We start from the raw sequence: 16,656 nt of genomic DNA, 5'->3' as shown, positions 1-16,656 counted from the left end.
TTTTGGGTTTTGCAAGTTTTCAAATCAAGAGGATGTGAAATGAGTTCTGCGCACAATCAAATTAATTACATTGAGTTACCGGCTAATAATTTAGGAGGCACTAAGCGCTTTTACTCTGACCTTTTTAACTGGAAGTTTACCGACTATGGGCCTGAATATAGCGCTTTTGAAGGCGCAGGATTAGCGGGTGGTTTTTATAAAGCTGATCTGAAATCCAATTCAAGTAATGGTGCTGCACTGGTGGTTTTGTATAGTACAAACCTTGAGGCGAGTCAGGCGCTAATTGAATCAGCTGGTGGTGAGATCAAAGTACCAATTTTCAGTTTTCCCGGCGGGCGACGTTTTCATTTTCTTGATCCAAATGGCAATGAACTGGCTGTTTGGTCAGATCAAGAATAAAGCTGTGATATCAATTTAAAGCTGGTTAGCTTTACGATATCGACCTTGGTAATCAAATATTCTCTCTTGCACACGCCAATAGTGTTTTTGCTCACGTCCAATGACAAAATCTGGTGCAACTAGAAGTGATTCATAAGCTATCGCTTCTTCTATGTTTGAAAAGTTTTGGGGTGCTTGCCTATTCGCAACCCGGCGCCCAAATATTTCATTAAAGCGCTTTAACTGGGCAGGCTTAGCAAAATCGAAGCTCTCCTTCAGTTCTTCGCCTTCTTCGCCATGATAAATGACCTGAAGCTTGGACTGATTCTGGATCAACGATAACCCAGCACATCGGATCACCATGGCATCTTTCAGTTTCAGTGCATCTTTTAATTGATCGTCTGGGTCGATAATCGCTTTATTGCACTGGTGACATTTACGGGCAGCGATATCATTTTCAGCATTACAGTGAGGGCATTCTTTAAATCGAAAGCGAAAATCACACTGCTCTGAAGGCGTGTCACTTTCGTCGCTTTCAAGCAGACCTTTGCAGCGTCGGCCATGATGCTCAATTACTTTGCCATCGCTGTCTGTTTTACCCCAAAAGATATTGGCAAAGCCACAGGAAGGGCAAAATACTTGTACCGGTTCGGAATCCGGGGAAGGACGTTTTTCACCCACTTCCGGATGATGCAGGTTATAGTTATTGCCTGCGTAGTCGATGACTAAGCAATCTTTCTTTCCAGGGGCGAGCCTCAGACCGCGCCCAACAATCTGTTGATACAGGCTAACAGATTCGGTGGGCCTTAAAATTGCAATTAAATCGACATGGGGAGCATCAAATCCTGTCGTAAGAACGGATACGTTAACCAGATACTTTATTTTCTTAAGCTTGAAGTCACTGATCAAGCGGTCTCTATCTTCGCTGGTGGAGGAACCAGTGATCAAAGCGGTTTGATCTTCGGGAAGGTAAGTGCTGATCTCTTTGGCGTGATCAACTGTTGCTGCAAAGATCATCACGCCTTGGCGATCTTGAGCACGTTCAATTATTTGTTCAATGATCGCCCTAGTGACGCGATTGTATTTTGTTAGTAGATTATTGATATCTTTTTCAGCATAAGTGCCAAATGCAGTTTGATCTAAGGCTGAAAAGTCATATTGCGCGATTGCTGCATCTTCCATTTCTGGAGGAGTTAAGTAGTTACGGCTAATCATGTAACTGAGCGGGAGTTCGTAGATGCAGTTACGAAATGGTTTTTCCTGCTCGCTTCTAACAAAACCACGATAATGCTGCTGATAGATCCAGCCCATCCCCATTCTGTAAGGCGTAGCTGTTAACCCAAGCACTTTTAGGTTGGGATTGATCTCTTGGAGTTTGCTGATGATTCGTCCGTATTGGCTATCTTCGTCGTCATTAATGCGGTGGCACTCGTCGACGATCAGTAACGAATATTCGTTATTAAAAAGATCAATATTCGCTGCTACAGATTGCACACTGGCAAACGTAACCTGTTTTTCGATCTCTTTGCGATTCAAGCCCGCTGCAAAAATACCACCTTCTAAACCATAGCCTTCATACTTAGCGTGATTTTGCTCAACCAACTCTTTGACATGAGCTAGCACCATAATTTTTTTACGTGCTAAGCGAGCAAGCTCTGCTATAACAAGGCTTTTGCCGGCGCCCGTTGGTAGTACGATAACAGCAGGATCGTTTGATTTGCGAAAGTGATTTAATGTCGCATCAACGGCTTCTTGTTGATAGGGGCGTAGGGAAAAGGAGTTGGCCATTGTCATTAAAGATCAATAATAGATGGAAGAATAATACTCTAAGTATTTATAAAAAACCTAAAGATAAAAAAACCGGCCTAAGTAGGCCGGTTTAAAGTATCGCAGCGATTAAGAAGGGGGGTTAATCGTCTGCGTCGTCCTGATCAAACCGGGTCATAAGGTCACGCAAAAGACCGAAGTTATCATCCAGTTTGCTCTGGGATTCTTCATCAGCATCTTTGTAGCGGATATCTTGATGAATCAAGCTGTCCAATAGATCTACCCCGAATAATGAACTGTCTTCTAAGAATGCCATGGCTGGGTTAGCAACCAAATTATCGAAGTTGTTCATCATCTGGCCTAAGTGGCGGCCATTATTGCCTAATGGGTTATCTAGTTGTTGCACTTGCTCATAAGCAGCTACCGCTGAGTAACTTGCTGATTGAGTCATAGTTACATTCAAGTTCATCAACTCGGATTTGTCCATTTCAAATTCAGCTGCTTGTTCAAAAGCGTCTTGAACATCACCGCTGAAGAAGTCTTCGGCAATAAGATTGATATCCTGAATTAGGGTTGTCAGCGCGTCTAACTCGTCTTCGTTTAGATCACCCTCAACACTAAAGCTATAGCTACTGCTGGCGGTACGCTCAAGGCCGAAAGATACAGCGCTACTGTTACCGTCAGAGTAGGCGCCTAAAGAGGCTGTTTGACTTGCTTCACTGTTGAAACGAATTGAAACTTTGTCTCCTTCCTGGGTCATGACATCAAGGGAGAAAGACTCAGCTTTTGAATAACGTTCAGCAGCAGAGATAGAAGTCTGGCGTGTGGACGCTGTTTCGTTGGTAGGCGCAAGGCCGGCCAGCGCTTCGAACGTCAGATCTTTGGTTTGCTCGATTGTTGCGGAGATATCAGGGGTTAACATATTGAGATCTTCTAGAATCTCAGTTGCTTCTTTAAAGCCTTTTTCTACACCTGAAACGGCCGCTTTATACATACGATCTAGGTCAGCATCAGACGCTCCGCGGGCACGGGCTTGTTCAAGGCCTTGTGCTACAAAGTCGGAGATACGTGATGCAACTTTTTCCGGAGAGTAATCATTAGCGTCGAGACTTTTCATCTCTGATGCACTCATACCCGGAATGTTTTCTGCTAGTTTGGCTACTAACTTATCTGCCGCAGATGCAGAACGACCGTTGCTATCTTTACCATCAGCAAACCCGCCCGTAACCAGTGTTTCCTGGCGAACCTGAGAGTAGGCTGCTTGGCTGCTTAATAGAACTTGCACGGTGTTTTCCTCCACAGACAAAAAAGGATCAAATGATCCCATTGTTTTAGTTGTACTACTAAATATAAGAGGGTTATCGACGTTTTGTTGAGAGACTTTAATAAAAAGCGTAACTAATGAAATTGTTTCATCTAAAGGTTAGAGGGAAAAAGTAAAAACTACTTCCCATCTAGGATGATCGATTCCGCGATTTCAATCTTATCATTCGGCCCTTGAAGGATGATGATATCTCCCTGCTGTATATGTGTATCGCCACTTGGGCTGTGTTCAGATTGATCACCACGACGGATCATTGCCACAGAGACTTGGTGCTTTGATAAAGGAATATCTCGCAGAGTTTTACCAATCGACTTGCAGTTATTTTCAATTTGAACGGGATGCAGTATCTCTTTCATACGGCCTTTACTATCAATTTTTTCGGAATGCTGGCCGTGATAGTAGCCATGTAGAAGGTTGTACCTTTCTGCGCGTACTTGATTTATTTGTTGTTCAATTTGTTGATGGTTGATACCCAGCATAGACAGAACATGGGAAACCATCATTAAGCTGCCTTCCAAAGCTTCAGGAATAATTTCGGTGGCTCCAGCATTCTGAAATGCTTCGATCTGAGAATCATCCCGTGTTCTAACCAAAATAGGTAAAGTCGAGAAGCGGGTACGTATATGCTTAAGCGCTTGCATCGCTGTTTCGGCTTCGGGAAAACTAAGGATCAACATCCGCGCACGGTCAGCACCAACAGCGGCCATCACATCATCTCGTTTGGCATCACCAAAACAGATGTGTTCGCCTGCTGTAGCAGCTTCCATTACACGCACCGGATCATTATCTACGACAATGTATGGGATGTTTGCTTGGTCTAAGAAGCGCGCGATGATCTGACCCACACGGCCAAAGCCACAGATAATCACATGTTTATCTAAATTATGCGGATTTAGCTGGCTGGCATCAGGCAATTTCTGTTGTGGTGATTCAATCGGATCATCTTTGTGCAACCAACGGCTCAGGCTGTAAGTGTGGTTCATCAAAATCGGCGTGACGATCATGCTGATGATGATCGTAGACACAACAATAGTATTGATATCAGGCTCGATCAGATTATTACCTAAGGCTAAAGCCAATAAGGCAAAACCAAATTCACCGCCTTGGCTAAGGCTGAGGCCTGCTCTTAAGGCATTTGCCGGGTCTTTATGCAGTAGCGTACCGAGAAGAGTAATAATAAAAGTCTTTAACAGAATTAAGCTAACACTGAACAGGATAATCCAATACCAGCTGTCGATTAGAGCAGATAGATCTAATTGCATCCCGACAGAGACAAAGAACAGCCCTAAGAGTACATCTCTGAATGGGCGTATATCGGCTTCTAGTTGATATCTGTAACGACTCTCACCCAACATCATTCCTGCTAAGAATCCTCCGAGGGCCATAGATAAACCAGCAGCGTGCGTAATCCAAGCGGCTAAAAGGGCAGCCGCCAGTGTCGTCAAAACAAACACATCGCTGGAACCGCTGCGTGCTGATTCATGGAACAGCAATGGCATCACAATATGGCCAACCAGCAATAGGATTATGAGTAGTGTTGAGCCCTCAAGTAGCATCAATGCGACTTCGGCACTGTCTATCTCTGTTGCCGAACTACTGAGTGTCGGGACAACGATTAGGAAGAATACAGCCGCTAAGTCTTGGAAGATTAAAGTACCAACTGAAAGCTGGCCATGAGGGCTGTTGAGTTCGTCACGCTGAATCAGCTCGCGGCTTACAATCGCTGTAGATGATAGGGCGAGTGCACCGGCGATAACTAAAGAGGTGGTTTGCGGCAGGCCAAAAAGGTGGCAGATTGCCATCAAACAGGCAGCGGTGATAATGACCTGCAAACTGCCTAGACCGAATACAGCCTTGCGCATGGCAAACATACGCGAGACTGAGAACTCTAAGCCGAGCATAAAGAGTAAAAAGACAACCCCTAGTTCACTGAGTAGCTCAATGCTATGGGTGTCTTTGACGACCCCTAAACTATAGGGGCCAACAATAGCGCCAACACTTAAGTAGGCAAGGAGAGGCGGGAGTTTGATGCGCCGAAACAGGGTTGTGGCAACAACGGCACAACATAAAATGACCAAAAATTGCTCGAAAAAACCCTGTGACATGCGTATCCCTTACTACATGAAGACGCTGTTGATGTGCAGAATTACCACATCAGGTCGTCTGGAATCTTATAATCCGCGTACGGATCATCTTCTTCTGGTTCTTCTTCCGGTTGAACACGAATAACGTAATTAGGCAGACGTTGCTCAATTTTCTCTGCAAATTTATCCGGGATCAGGTAAAACTTTTCATCTAACGCAGCGATTGCTACTTGGCCGCGGAACAGTTGCCCTTGAATGAGCGAAGTTACATACATAGTTTTAACTTTATTATCGTATACAAAGTTGTAACTTACTTCGGCATCTTCGGGCAGCTCGATCTGTTGCTGTGTGATCATCTGACGGCATTGCGCTTCAATCTCTTTGTTACGGCGCTCTTCGTCACGTTGACGATTCAGTTCACGATCATGCTCTTGCTTAGCTTTACGCTGTTCTTCTAGCGCCAGCTTTTTCTCTGCTTGCGTATCAACAACTTGCTGGCCCGATTTGCGTGCCTTTTTCGCTTTTTTGTTTTGCTTACGCTTTTCAGTATCTGCTTGCTTAGCTTTTTTCTGGTCAACCAGTCCCATATTTAGCAACTGATCTTTAAGTGAACCTGCCATAACTTACTCGTACTACTTCTGTTGATTATTTGGGAACTATAACAAAAGTTAACGCTACTATTTAAAAAATAACGGAAAATAGGGCAAATCTATTAGGAATTTGACTTGTTCACCTATGGGCTAAAGCGTACCCTGCACCTGCAATTATTTTATAGCTGGATTTTTTATGTCTGAACATGATCTAACACACCCTTTTGAGCGGTTAACGCCATCATTCTTGATGGATGCGGTTGAGAGTCAAGGGCATTGGTGTGACGGTCGTACGTTTCCTCTGAATAGTTACGAGAACCGTGTTTATCAGGTGGGCATAGAAGATCAAGAGCCGATGATTGCCAAGTTCTATCGCCCTCAACGTTGGAGTCGAGAGCAGATTCTAGAAGAGCATGAGTTTAGTTTCGATTTAGCGGAGCAATCTCTGCCTGCTGTGACCCCTTGGTGTAATGAAAAGGGGGAAACCCTGTTTGATTATGAAGGGTTTATGTTCGCTTTGTTTCCTCGCAGAGGAGGGCATGCTCCTGAACTCGATAACCTTGATAATCTTTTTACGCTAGGCCGTTTATTGGGCCGTATGCATCTGGTGGGCGCTTCGAAAAAATTTGATCACCGACCGACTTTGACCAGTCAGACATTTGGCCATGACAGTGTTGCATTCTTAAGTGATCGGTTTATTCCGGCAGAGCTTAAACCAGCTTACGATTCCGTTGCTAGAGATCTTCTTCAGGGTGTTGATGAGATCTTAAAAGCGTGTGGTGAGATAGAACATATTCGTGTTCATGGTGATTGTCATTCAGGCAATATGCTATGGCGTGATGATGCCCCTCATTTTGTTGATTTTGATGATGCTCGTATGGCACCTGCGATGCAGGATATTTGGATGCTGCTCTCTGGTGATCGACATGAACAGACGCAACAGTTGTCTGAAATAGTCGATGGCTACAACGAGTTTTACGATTTTAAACTCAAAGAGCTACGTTTGATCGAAGTCCTCCGAAGTTTACGAATTATGCATTACAGTGCATGGCTTGGCCGCCGCTGGGAAGATCCAGCATTCCCTTATAGCTTTGGTTGGTTTAATACCGAGCGTTACTGGGGTGAGCATATTCTTCAACTACGTGAGCAATTGGCGTTACTAAATGAAGAGCCTTTAAAGATTCTCTAAGCTTAATTTTGAGTAGGATATTAAAGCTGCTTGGTCGCTATAACTATATTTCGACCACGATCTTTAGCTAAGAAGAGGGCATCGTCAGCACCGCTGACTAGCTGGTCATAATTAGTGTAGTTAGAATCCAAGGTGGCGCAGCCTAGGCTTGCTGAAAGCGTATGATATGCGCCACGTAGTTTTATTTTGGTATTCAGCGCCTTTCTAATTCTTTCTGCACAAATTTGAGTGTCAGCCTCGTCGCTATGAGGCAACAAAACAATAAACTCTTCACCTCCGTAACGTGCTGCAATATCTCCCACTCTTAAGGTTGATTCTATTATTTTGGCCGACTTCTGAAGCACATAATCTCCCGCTTGATGTCCATAGTTATCGTTAATCTGCTTAAAAAAATCTAAGTCGATCATGATGATCGATAAGGGTAGTTGATATCTTTGTGCTCGTTGTATTTCTGTATCTGCAAGTTCTCTGAAATGTTGCCTATTAAAGAGTGATGTAAGGGGATCACTAATTGAGCGTTGATAGGTTTTATTGAGTAGGCTACATGTAAACCCGCTTAGTAAGCCGAGAATCAGAGAGCCAAGGGCTGCCCAGCCGGTTAAATATGACATCGGTATGTCATGGACATGGTCATCATTATCGAGTCGTGCCGACAGTTGCCAAAAACCACCAGGGACTTCTATGAAACTACTAAGATACTCCTCTTCGAATACTGAAGAGGAACCAAAGAATACATCTCCTTGCTTGCCTTTTGCATCACTTCCGCGAATAGCGTAGGTAGCCAGCTCATCGCTTAGAGCTAGCCCCGTCTCTTTGAATATCCTATCTAAATCTATGATTATTGTGATGAAACCCCAGAACTTAGTTTCAGTGCCTTCACGGTTGTAAAGGGGTTGTCTAGCAATAACACCTCGTCCGCCTTGAACTAGATCTAGTGGGCCGGCCATGATCATCTCTTTCATCGCTATGGATCGCTCCACCACTTCTTTTTGTTCAGGGATTTTTCGTAGGTCCAATCCAAGCACTTTATTGCCATCAATGATGGGATAAATATGCTTAACGATTGCATCGGGAGCCAATTGAGCTTGTCGAATGGTTGTTCTAGTGGACAAAAATCGTGTGGTTAAAATCTGAAAGTCGTTCTCATCTATATCGTTTTGTAGCAGAAGCAGTGATTCCAAAGCTTCGATAATGATAAGGTTGTCATCCAGCGCGAGCTGTATGCGCGAAGTGAGATAATTGATTCTAGCTTCAACCTGCGCTTTATCTTGTTGATCATGGATATTGTGATCTAAGTTAACCAGCCATCCAGTCGTGACAAATGCACATGCGGTGACGATTAGGCCGACCAGCCAAGGTAAACAAAATCGAAGTGTAAATTTCTGCATGTTCTGAACACACCACTGCAAATTTCGGTGAATATACATAAGCGTAGCTGTTTTTTCTGGAATGACAGGAGTGTTTAGATTACTCTTGGACTGTTTTTATATACAGTGTTTTAGTATGCGTTTATTCATAGCCGAAAAGCCAAGTTTAGGACGAGCCATTGCCGATGTGCTACCTAAGCCATTGAAAAAAGAAGAGGGTTGTATTCGCGCCGCTAATGGTGATGTGGTTAGTTGGTGTTTCGGTCATCTTCTGGAACTGGCTGAACCGGGCGAGTATGACCCGCGTTTTAAACAGTGGAATCTACAGCACCTTCCCATTGTCCCTTCTGAATGGAAGATGCAGGCCAAGCCAAAAACGCGTAAACAGATAGCGTTACTAAGAAAACTCTGTAAAGAGGCCGAAGAGCTTGTTCACGCAGGCGATCCTGATCGTGAAGGGCAGCTGTTAGTTGATGAAGTAATCGATTTCCTGAAACTGCCCCAGTATAAGCGCCAAAGCATGAAACGCTGTCTGATCAGTGACCTCAACCCAAGTGCTGTGAAAAAAGCGATTGCGCAGTTAAGAGATAACCGAGAATTTATCCCTCTTTCTGTATCCGCTTTGGCACGGAGTCGAGCAGATTGGCTTTACGGTATTAATCTAACGCGTGCATATACGTTGCAAGGGCAATCTGCGGGTTACCAAGGGGTTTTATCGGTCGGACGGGTACAGACACCTGTATTGGGATTGGTGGTAAGACGTGATCAGGCGATCGATGACTTCAAAGCCAAGCCATTTTATGAGGTCTTAGCTCATCTCAAGGCTGATAACGAAGAGAGATTTAAAGCTAAATGGCAGCCGAGTGACGCTTGTCAAAAATGGCAGGATGAAGAAGGGCGAGTGCTCTCTAGACCATTAGCGGAAAACGTTGCTGGGCGTATTACAGCTAAACCGGGCGAAGTAACTGCTTTAGAGAAAAAGCCTAAAAAGGCAGGGGCTCCACTCCCTTACAATTTATCTGCATTACAGATCGATGCGAATAAACGTTTTGGTTTAAATGCTCAGCAAGTTTTAGATACCTGCCAAAGCTTGTATGAAAAACATAAGCTAATTACTTATCCGCGTTCAGACTGTCGCTACTTACCCCAAGGGCATTTTGCTGAGGGCGCTAAAGTATCTTCGGCTGTCTTTAAGCATTGTCCGCAGTTTCAACCGCATCAAAGCCTGATTGACTTAAACAAAAAAGGCAAGGCTTGGAACGATCGTAAAGTTGAAGCCCATCATGCGATTATTCCGACTAGTAAAACTTTAGATTTCACTCGCCTGAATAAAACAGAGCAGCAGGTGTATGAGCTCGTGGCTAGGCAGTATCTGATCCAGTTTATGCCAGATCATCGCTATTCAGAAACGAGAGTCGAGGTGTTGATTGAAGGGGGAAGGTTTACTGCTTCAGCTAAACAAGTGCTCGATGTCGGCTGGAAGGTCCTGTTTGGTAAAAAAGAGGGCGAAGACGATCAAGTACAACTTCCTAATCTCTCTGTTGGACAGACGCTCTATTGTGAGCAAGGAGAGGTCATAGATAAAGAAACCCAGCCACCAAAGCCTTTTACCGATGCAACCCTTTTAGCAGCCATGACAGGTATTGCGCGATTTGTTGAAGATACCGATGTTAAAAAGGTGCTTAAGGAAACTGATGGCCTAGGCACAGAAGCGACTAGAGCAGGCATCATCGAATTACTGTTTAAACGGGGCTTCTTGCAGCGCCAGGGTAAAACTATTCGTAGTACTGATGCAGGTAGAGCGCTCATAAATAGCTTACCAGATAATGCGAGCAAGCCTGATATGACAGCTCGTTGGGAGGCTTCATTGAATGATATCAGTGAGCAGAAGTTAAATTATCAAACATTTATGCAGCCTTTGACTGATGAGATCTCTTTGATGATTCAGAAGGCGAGCAGTATGGATGTGCAACTGCTACGTAATATCAAACAACAGCCAAAACCTGCTTATAAGAAAACACGTAGAAGGAAAGCCAAACCCAAGGCTAAATCCAAAGCTTAAGGTGAATAAAGTTATCTTGTTGGGCAGTTAAACTATTTAGGGTTTATCTCAATATCTTGTGTTCGATATATCTCATATAATGACGCTTTCAAGTTAGTCATTCACTTCTGATGAACTAATCATTGGGAGAGCAGGGTAGTTTATGGAACTTCTTTCACTCAAAACCTTTAAATACGTGGTTGAATTCGGTGGCGTTCAAGCGGCATCAAAAGAGCTACATACTGTTCAATCTAACGTCACCGCACGAATCAAAAGGTTGGAAGAAGAGATAGGTTCGCCCCTGTTTTATCGTAAAGGGCGCAAACTTGAGCTGACGCCTACCGGTTATACCTTGATGGATTACGCTAACCAACTGCTACAGTTAGAACATCAAGCCAGTATCGCTGTTAAACAAGTAGGAGAAGCGACAGGGGAGATTAGGATTGGTTCTATGGAATCCTTCGCCGCTGTTCGTATGCCTGGCCTGATCCAATCCCTACGAAAAAAACACCCTAATCTGTTACCTAGAGTGCAAACAGAAACCAGTGGTCAATTAATTGAAGCTGTTCTTAATTACAAACTGGATTGTGCCTTTGTCGGTGGGCCTGTACAGCACAAGGATCTTGTTTGTCGTCAGGTGTTAATGGAAGAGCTGGTTTTGGCCACTGCGAAAGGAGTGGATGTTCCAGACTCGTTAATCATGTTCAGACAAGGCTGTGCGTACAGAGATAAGGCTCTAAATTGGCTACGTGATAACGGCAGATTAGACACTGAGGTGTTAGATATGGGAACTCAAGAAGGGATTTTGGGTTGTGTGGCTGTGGGTTTGGGTTTCACCTTAGTACCTAGGAAGGTGGCAGAAGAGTCGAGGTATGCAAAAGATCTAAATCTCGAGGTGCTCGATGATCAGTTTAGCCAGATACCTACAATTATGATTACGCATAAAAATGCTATTGATATGGCAGGCATAGATACTTTACTAGCGCTGTTTGATGGTAAACCGCCTGAGTGGGAATCAGCTGCTTAAGTAGCTATTTAAGCCAAGGATGGGCTTTTAGATTTTCAACAACATGGTCTAGGAATAAACGGACCTTAGGATTTAGGTTTTTACGGCTAGGGTAGAGCGCGTGGATACCTACAGTAGGCACCTTATAATCGGCTAATACTTCTTTTATCTCCCCTGACTCAAGTTCACCAATGCAGAACGCTTTCGGTAAGCGAGCAATCCCCAAATTACGTTTAAGCATCTCAAGGCTGAAGCTCAAGCTATTGGCACGTAAACGGAAGTTAATGGAAACCGCTTTACCTTCATTCCAATTTTCAAAGGCCCATTCATTGGAATTTAGGTGAGTGCCAATACATTGATGTTCTTTTAAATCGTCAGGAGTTAGTGGTTCACCAAATCGATCTATATAGGCTTGGCTGGCATATAACTTAGAAGACGCATTGGCGATCTTACGCCCTACGAGGCTCGAGTCATCTAAATTTCCTACACGCAGTGCTAAGTCGATACCTTCTTGGACTAGATCGACGACGCGAGGGCTGAGTTCTATATCGATCTGAATGAGGGGGTACTTCTCCATAAAGCTGGAAATCAGGTCATTCATAATGAATATCCCAATTTCAGGCGGCATGGTAATGCGTAACCGACCCTTGGGCTCACCTTGAGTGGAAGTTACGTGATTCTCGATATCTTCTAGTTCGGAAAAAAGGGGCAGGCAGCGTTCGTAAAAGTTTTGACCGTCAGCTGTGAGGTTTAATTTACGAGTCGTACGTTGTAAAAGTCTTAAACCTAAGTCATCTTCTAGTTGAGTAATGCGACGGCTAATAGTCGATTTTTGAACGCCTAATTTATCCGCGGCTGCGGTAAATCCATTGTGCTCAATAACCTGAATAAACAAACGGACATCGTTAAGATTCATAGACAGCTACAACTACGGAAGATTATTGAGGTCAGTTTGATAAAACTCAGAATTTAAGAGCAGCTACCTTGGGTTGTCAGTACAACAGAAGGCGTTGTCGTCTTAACGCTCTGGAAGCTCATATCAGATTTATTAATGGTCAAGTTTGTTGTGTCCATACCGCCCATAACTGGGTCTTTAGCCGTTCGACTTAACTTGATCTGTTCATCAGACTGTTCAACGCTAAAACCTGCAACACCGTTTACTACAGCAGAGCCGTTTTTGATTACGATTGAATAGCTGCAGCGGCCTTGCGGGCAGTTGCGTGTCTTCGGTGCTTTCATAAATGGAGCGGTGTAACTGGCATGCGTGTAGGAGCACGTATATTGCTTATCTTCGGCAACAGCAGTTAATGGCGTTGCGATACCTGCAGTTAAAGCAATACTCGCGACAAGTAGATTAATTTTGGTGTTCATAATCCTTCCCCGTAGTTTCCTTTAGTAAGTCTAGGGTAAATTTTCAATCCCTGAAAGCCTAAGTCTTAGTTTAACCCTGATAGCTTCCTGTTTTTTCAAATAAAGTACCTAATTTATTGAAAAAATTAAGGGCTATTAGTGCCTATTACTTCGAGTGATTCATCAACTAAGGCATACAACAGTAGCTCTCCACTATCATCTGTTTTGAACATACCGTATTTTGCCGCTTCATATCTTTCCGCTGTACCTTCTTGGAAGAAAAAAGCATTGGTTGCAAATTGTACTCGGCTATTGCGAATACGGTATTGAAGAATAGCTTGGTTCGATGCGAGTTCTATATCCTTTTCTGAGCGGGTTAAAAGCTGCAAAAAACTAGCCTTATGATTGTCATCTAACTTAACTAAAAGAAATCCATCAGCAGGGACGTCCTTAAGTGAACGATTAAATGCTTCATTGGTTATTTGGAATCTAAGTCGCATGTAATCACCTTGCATCAAGGAGCGAGGATCTACAGGCGCAAGCTCTAATAAAACGGTTTTGCCTTCAGCCAATAAGGTCTCTTTTTGGTAGATATTAATATTTACCGCTATTAGCAAGAGGAATGCAGTGAGTAATGCGCCCCATTTAGCTCGGTTCATTTGAGCAACATGGCTAAGGCCTATTTTCTTCTTTGGTAGATAGATCTTGCTCAGGAGAAGGTAACTGGCTAACGCTACCGTACCTAAACCCACTAAATAGATTGATTTAACCAGTAAGGTTTCCTGAAGGTTGTAGTAATACCAAGATACAAAACTAATTAATGCAACTAGGCCCAAGCCTAGCAGGGTGCGTTGCTGTCTATGAAAGCCGATTAACAATAATAAGAGTGCAGCAGGTAAACCGGTAATCGTAAATGAGGTAGCGGCCATGATAATAATTAGGGCTAAATAGCCGGCAATGTTTTTACTGTCTTTTGTAACTTGTTGCTCTTTGAATATATAAGCCAGTAGAAATGCGAAAGTGGCTATTTGTGCAATCGAGCCAATCAGAGGGCCGTTAAGTTGCAGAAAGCCTACATCACTGATCTTGTAGAGAAATGAGAGTTCATTTTGTAACAGCGAATGACCACTAAACTGTAATAGTGAGATAGCCATACCGTAGCTGATAGGAATCAGAAACTTATGCCACTTCAGCCATTGCTGTTCTTTACACCAGATCAATGTAAAAGCGAGGGCGGCTACAGCACTATCTAGTCCATGTATTCCTTGGCGGTTTAAACCCCAGAATAGAGCGATCATGGCAAACCAACTCGAGATGACTCTATGAAGGAAACTCGGCATTACAAGGGCTAGGACCGCTTGGTAGATCGCTAGCGCCAGAAAAACCGTAACTTCATTATCTCCGAGAAATTCAAATAAACCCCAGCCAAACATAAATTGGCCGCAAATACTGATAGCTAAAGCTAATTGATTGTAGAAAGGGGACTCGCCACTGTGACGATAGATGGTATAGGCGCCAATGGAACATCCGAGTCCAGCGACCATCAGAAGAATATGGTTATCATAACGGAACAACCATCCGAATATGCTGCCAACAAAGCCAAGCATAAACAAAGCTGCTAACCAACCAGAGAAGCCTTGCATCAGATGGATAAACCATGCTGATTGGCTCGGGTGCTCTTCTGGTTGATCCGCAGTGACTATCCCTTCGGTTTGTAGTTTCTGCCAAAGTGCTTGATCTGAATTAGTCATCTTGAGCACTCCTTTGCTGTTTTTGAGCTTGGTATAGATTCTTTAGCCAAATTCTTGCTGCCGTGGACATGCCGATAATTGCCAAACTGATAACCAAAAATGCACCGCCATCGAATGCATCACCAAAGGTTTTAATCAGCAAGGAGCTTGCAGTGATAATAAGGCTGGTGGCTACACCGGAGAGAACAAATAGATCTAGTTGGCAGTGGCGATAGTAGTAGAAAGCGAGAGAGATCCAGATCAGATAGAAGAGTCCACCCCAATGAAAATCATCAAAATCAAAGATGGACCACATTGCTAACCAAGTTGCCAGTGACCCTGCGAAGAAGAGGGTAATTTGAATAGCAAAGCGATTCTTAATAAGACACTGCTTAAATCTGTATCCGAACTCCAAAATCACAATAAACGCGGTATTGATGGCTAAAAAGATACTGGTCAGATCTTCAGTTCTAAGCAAGAAGCCAAATAGTCCACGGAAGGTTTCGGAATAGAGATAGAGCGCGAGATTGACCAAGGTAATAAAGATTACCCAGATCGTGCTTGCGCGATGAATAATTGCCCAGGGAAGAGTGAATACTGCCCAGATAGCAAAAAGCTGCCAAGGATCGGCACCGGTTTGATAGATTTGACCTACAAGAGCCAGTAGCGCTCCAGTTAATAAAGTAATCAGCGTGATACAACTGATACCAGAAATGCTGTGATGGTCTAATCGTGAATAGACTATGCCTGCAAGCACAATAGTAATTTGAAGTGTTGCAAACTTGGTTAAATTAGAAATAGATTGCCAATTGAAGGCAAAAAAGAAAATAACGCCCGCAGCAAGTGCTACAGCACTAAGCCAGAGAAGTAGCTTTGCCGTGAAAGCTAACCATTGCTTGTTGCTAGGAGAGGCTTGGGTAAGCGCTAAAGCACGCTCTACATCGTCTGGTTTGATATGGCCTTGTTTGGCCCAATTCAGAATAGTTTGTCGTTCTGGTGTGCGCCCTGAAAGCATAGTTTGGCATCCAGCCTTTGAAAAAGTGAGTGACTCGTATTATCTACTATCACTCACCTTTTTATGGCTGTCAAAATCCGCAGCCACCACTTGGACAGCCGCCACCACTCATGCATGGAGGCGCTTCAGGGTTTTTGAGCGTCGAACTTTTAACAACTCCTGCGGTTGATAAAAGTTTTGTAACTTCCGAGTCTTCAGGGATCTCTTGTGGGTCTAGATTAGCGAGAATACATAGCTCACCCCAAGTCTTAGGGGTTAGAGCCATCGTGTGCTTCACTTCAACCACATCACCTGTCGCTTCAATGCGATAATCGTATGTAGGCATAATTAGTCCAGTTTAGGTTCATGCCAGTTGATAGATTTTAGGAATTTGTGAGCAGGGTAGAATTTACCGTCGCTGCCTTCCTGATCCTTGGAGGATTTGATGTAAGCTTCAGGTAGTTCACCACCTACGTATACATCCAGTTGCTTTTCATTTTGGTAAAAAGCCAACGTTTGATCAACTTCGTCTTGTGTCTTGCACAGCTTAGATAGGTTGCTCGCTTGAACAGCAGCCATATCTTTGTCGGCATCAATACCCATGATGTGGGCCATACCGTAAGTCACAACAAGGATATCTGCTACAGCATCACGGATTTCAGAGGTATCTTTGTTTTCGAGTCCTTCAACTAATTCAGCTAGCTCTTCTTTGATTAGGTGTAATTGCTTGCCAGCTTTTTCCCAATTTGGGTTCTCAAGGTTGCCTTGTTCATTACCAAATACGGTGTTTAGGTAAGAAACGTCAGTAAAGTTGCTCATTGTTGCTCCAAAAGGAA

General features: G+C 43.7%; 15 protein-coding genes. 4 read left to right on the top strand and 11 right to left on the bottom strand.

Annotated features, from left to right (window positions below; all coding sequences use genetic code 11):
* Window positions 1–39 precede the first annotated feature (39 nt).
* Window positions 40–399 carry a VOC family protein gene (locus ACMXYU_RS09250; protein ID WP_415898417.1) on the top strand — a complete coding sequence of 120 codons (360 nt, stop codon included), beginning with the start codon at window positions 40–42 and terminating at the stop codon, window positions 397–399.
* Window positions 400–414: 15 nt separating this feature from the next.
* Here the strand turns inward: ACMXYU_RS09250 and ACMXYU_RS09245 are convergent, their stop codons facing one another.
* The 4 genes from ACMXYU_RS09245 to ACMXYU_RS09230 all read right to left on the bottom strand — a co-directional run bounded on the left by ACMXYU_RS09245 (window position 415) and on the right by ACMXYU_RS09230 (window position 6,173).
* Complete coding sequence (locus tag ACMXYU_RS09245) at window positions 415–2,166, bottom strand: DEAD/DEAH box helicase (RefSeq protein WP_415901109.1); 1,752 nt, start codon at window positions 2,164–2,166, stop codon at window positions 415–417.
* A gap of 121 nt (window positions 2,167–2,287) precedes the next feature.
* Window positions 2,288–3,430 carry a DUF5610 domain-containing protein gene (locus ACMXYU_RS09240; protein ID WP_415898416.1) on the bottom strand — a complete coding sequence of 381 codons (1,143 nt, stop codon included), beginning with the start codon at window positions 3,428–3,430 and terminating at the stop codon, window positions 2,288–2,290.
* Window positions 3,431–3,588: 158 nt separating this feature from the next.
* Entirely contained in the window at window positions 3,589–5,574 is a 1,986-nt protein-coding gene (locus ACMXYU_RS09235) for a cation:proton antiporter (RefSeq protein ID WP_415898415.1), read from the bottom strand.
* A gap of 41 nt (window positions 5,575–5,615) precedes the next feature.
* Window positions 5,616–6,173, bottom strand: coding sequence for a DUF2058 domain-containing protein (locus tag ACMXYU_RS09230; protein ID WP_415898414.1), 558 nt, complete (start codon window positions 6,171–6,173; stop codon window positions 5,616–5,618).
* A 166-nt stretch (window positions 6,174–6,339) separates the two neighbouring features.
* On the opposite strand from ACMXYU_RS09230, the gene ACMXYU_RS09225 reads away from it, so the two are divergent.
* On the top strand, window positions 6,340–7,332 hold the full coding sequence (locus tag ACMXYU_RS09225; protein WP_415898413.1) for a serine/threonine protein kinase: 993 nt from the start codon (window positions 6,340–6,342) through the stop codon (window positions 7,330–7,332).
* 20 nt (window positions 7,333–7,352) lie between these two features.
* Here the strand turns inward: ACMXYU_RS09225 and ACMXYU_RS09220 are convergent, their stop codons facing one another.
* On the bottom strand, window positions 7,353–8,720 hold the full coding sequence (locus ACMXYU_RS09220; RefSeq protein WP_415898412.1) for a diguanylate cyclase: 1,368 nt from the start codon (window positions 8,718–8,720) through the stop codon (window positions 7,353–7,355).
* Window positions 8,721–8,835: 115 nt separating this feature from the next.
* On the opposite strand from ACMXYU_RS09220, the gene ACMXYU_RS09215 reads away from it, so the two are divergent.
* A complete protein-coding gene (locus tag ACMXYU_RS09215; protein WP_415898411.1) occupies window positions 8,836–10,761 on the top strand; it encodes a DNA topoisomerase III in 1,926 nt (641 codons plus the stop codon).
* A 142-nt stretch (window positions 10,762–10,903) separates the two neighbouring features.
* Entirely contained in the window at window positions 10,904–11,767 is an 864-nt protein-coding gene (locus ACMXYU_RS09210) for a LysR substrate-binding domain-containing protein (protein WP_415896332.1), read from the top strand.
* Window positions 11,768–11,771: 4 nt separating this feature from the next.
* Here ACMXYU_RS09210 and ACMXYU_RS09205 read toward each other — a convergent pair whose 3' ends face one another.
* The 6 genes from ACMXYU_RS09205 to ACMXYU_RS09180 form a co-directional block, all read right to left on the bottom strand.
* On the bottom strand, window positions 11,772–12,662 hold the full coding sequence (locus ACMXYU_RS09205; RefSeq protein WP_415898410.1) for a LysR substrate-binding domain-containing protein: 891 nt from the start codon (window positions 12,660–12,662) through the stop codon (window positions 11,772–11,774).
* Window positions 12,663–12,715: 53 nt separating this feature from the next.
* Window positions 12,716–13,117 (bottom strand): hypothetical protein, encoded by a 402-nt coding sequence (locus tag ACMXYU_RS09200; protein ID WP_415881447.1) that lies wholly within the window; start codon window positions 13,115–13,117, stop codon window positions 12,716–12,718.
* Between the two features lie 125 nt (window positions 13,118–13,242).
* On the bottom strand, window positions 13,243–14,847 hold the full coding sequence (locus tag ACMXYU_RS09195) for a GDYXXLXY domain-containing protein (RefSeq protein WP_415898409.1): 1,605 nt from the start codon (window positions 14,845–14,847) through the stop codon (window positions 13,243–13,245).
* On the bottom strand, window positions 14,840–15,841 hold the full coding sequence (locus ACMXYU_RS09190) for a DUF2157 domain-containing protein (RefSeq protein ID WP_415898408.1): 1,002 nt from the start codon (window positions 15,839–15,841) through the stop codon (window positions 14,840–14,842). Before ACMXYU_RS09190 ends, ACMXYU_RS09195 begins: the two co-directional genes overlap by 8 nt.
* Window positions 15,842–15,911: 70 nt before the next feature.
* Window positions 15,912–16,166, bottom strand: a complete 255-nt coding sequence (locus ACMXYU_RS09185) for a zinc ribbon domain-containing protein (RefSeq protein ID WP_415881444.1) — start codon at window positions 16,164–16,166, stop codon at window positions 15,912–15,914.
* A gap of 2 nt (window positions 16,167–16,168) precedes the next feature.
* A complete protein-coding gene (locus tag ACMXYU_RS09180; protein ID WP_415881443.1) occupies window positions 16,169–16,639 on the bottom strand; it encodes a nucleoside triphosphate pyrophosphohydrolase family protein in 471 nt (156 codons plus the stop codon).
* Window positions 16,640–16,656: the final 17 nt, after the last annotated feature.

Origin of the sequence: Neptuniibacter sp. QD48_11, assembly GCF_047778095.1 — a bacterium.
Taxonomy (GTDB): Bacteria; Pseudomonadota; Gammaproteobacteria; order Pseudomonadales; family Balneatricaceae; genus Neptuniibacter.
Note: the sequence above shows the minus strand (reverse complement) of the source record. Positions and strands in the feature narration are given on the sequence as shown.

Bases quoted from the DNA above. Each gene is read 5' to 3' on its own strand.
- ACMXYU_RS09250 (WP_415898417.1), top strand. From the start codon at position 40: ATGAGTTCTGCGCACAATCAAATTAATTACATTGAGTTACCGGCTAAT.
- ACMXYU_RS09245 (WP_415901109.1), bottom strand. From the start codon at position 2,166: ATGGCCAACTCCTTTTCCCTACGCCCCTATCAACAAGAAGCCGTTGAT.
- ACMXYU_RS09235 (WP_415898415.1), bottom strand. From the start codon at position 5,574: ATGTCACAGGGTTTTTTCGAGCAATTTTTGGTCATTTTATGTTGTGCC.
- ACMXYU_RS09230 (WP_415898414.1), bottom strand. From the start codon at position 6,173: ATGGCAGGTTCACTTAAAGATCAGTTGCTAAATATGGGACTGGTTGAC.
- ACMXYU_RS09225 (WP_415898413.1), top strand. From the start codon at position 6,340: ATGTCTGAACATGATCTAACACACCCTTTTGAGCGGTTAACGCCATCA.
- ACMXYU_RS09220 (WP_415898412.1), bottom strand. From the start codon at position 8,720: ATGCAGAAATTTACACTTCGATTTTGTTTACCTTGGCTGGTCGGCCTA.
- ACMXYU_RS09215 (WP_415898411.1), top strand. From the start codon at position 8,836: ATGCGTTTATTCATAGCCGAAAAGCCAAGTTTAGGACGAGCCATTGCC.
- ACMXYU_RS09210 (WP_415896332.1), top strand. From the start codon at position 10,904: ATGGAACTTCTTTCACTCAAAACCTTTAAATACGTGGTTGAATTCGGT.
- ACMXYU_RS09205 (WP_415898410.1), bottom strand. From the start codon at position 12,662: ATGAATCTTAACGATGTCCGTTTGTTTATTCAGGTTATTGAGCACAAT.
- ACMXYU_RS09200 (WP_415881447.1), bottom strand. From the start codon at position 13,117: ATGAACACCAAAATTAATCTACTTGTCGCGAGTATTGCTTTAACTGCA.
- ACMXYU_RS09195 (WP_415898409.1), bottom strand. From the start codon at position 14,847: ATGACTAATTCAGATCAAGCACTTTGGCAGAAACTACAAACCGAAGGG.
- ACMXYU_RS09190 (WP_415898408.1), bottom strand. From the start codon at position 15,841: ATGCTTTCAGGGCGCACACCAGAACGACAAACTATTCTGAATTGGGCC.
- ACMXYU_RS09185 (WP_415881444.1), bottom strand. From the start codon at position 16,166: ATGCCTACATACGATTATCGCATTGAAGCGACAGGTGATGTGGTTGAA.
- ACMXYU_RS09180 (WP_415881443.1), bottom strand. From the start codon at position 16,639: ATGAGCAACTTTACTGACGTTTCTTACCTAAACACCGTATTTGGTAAT.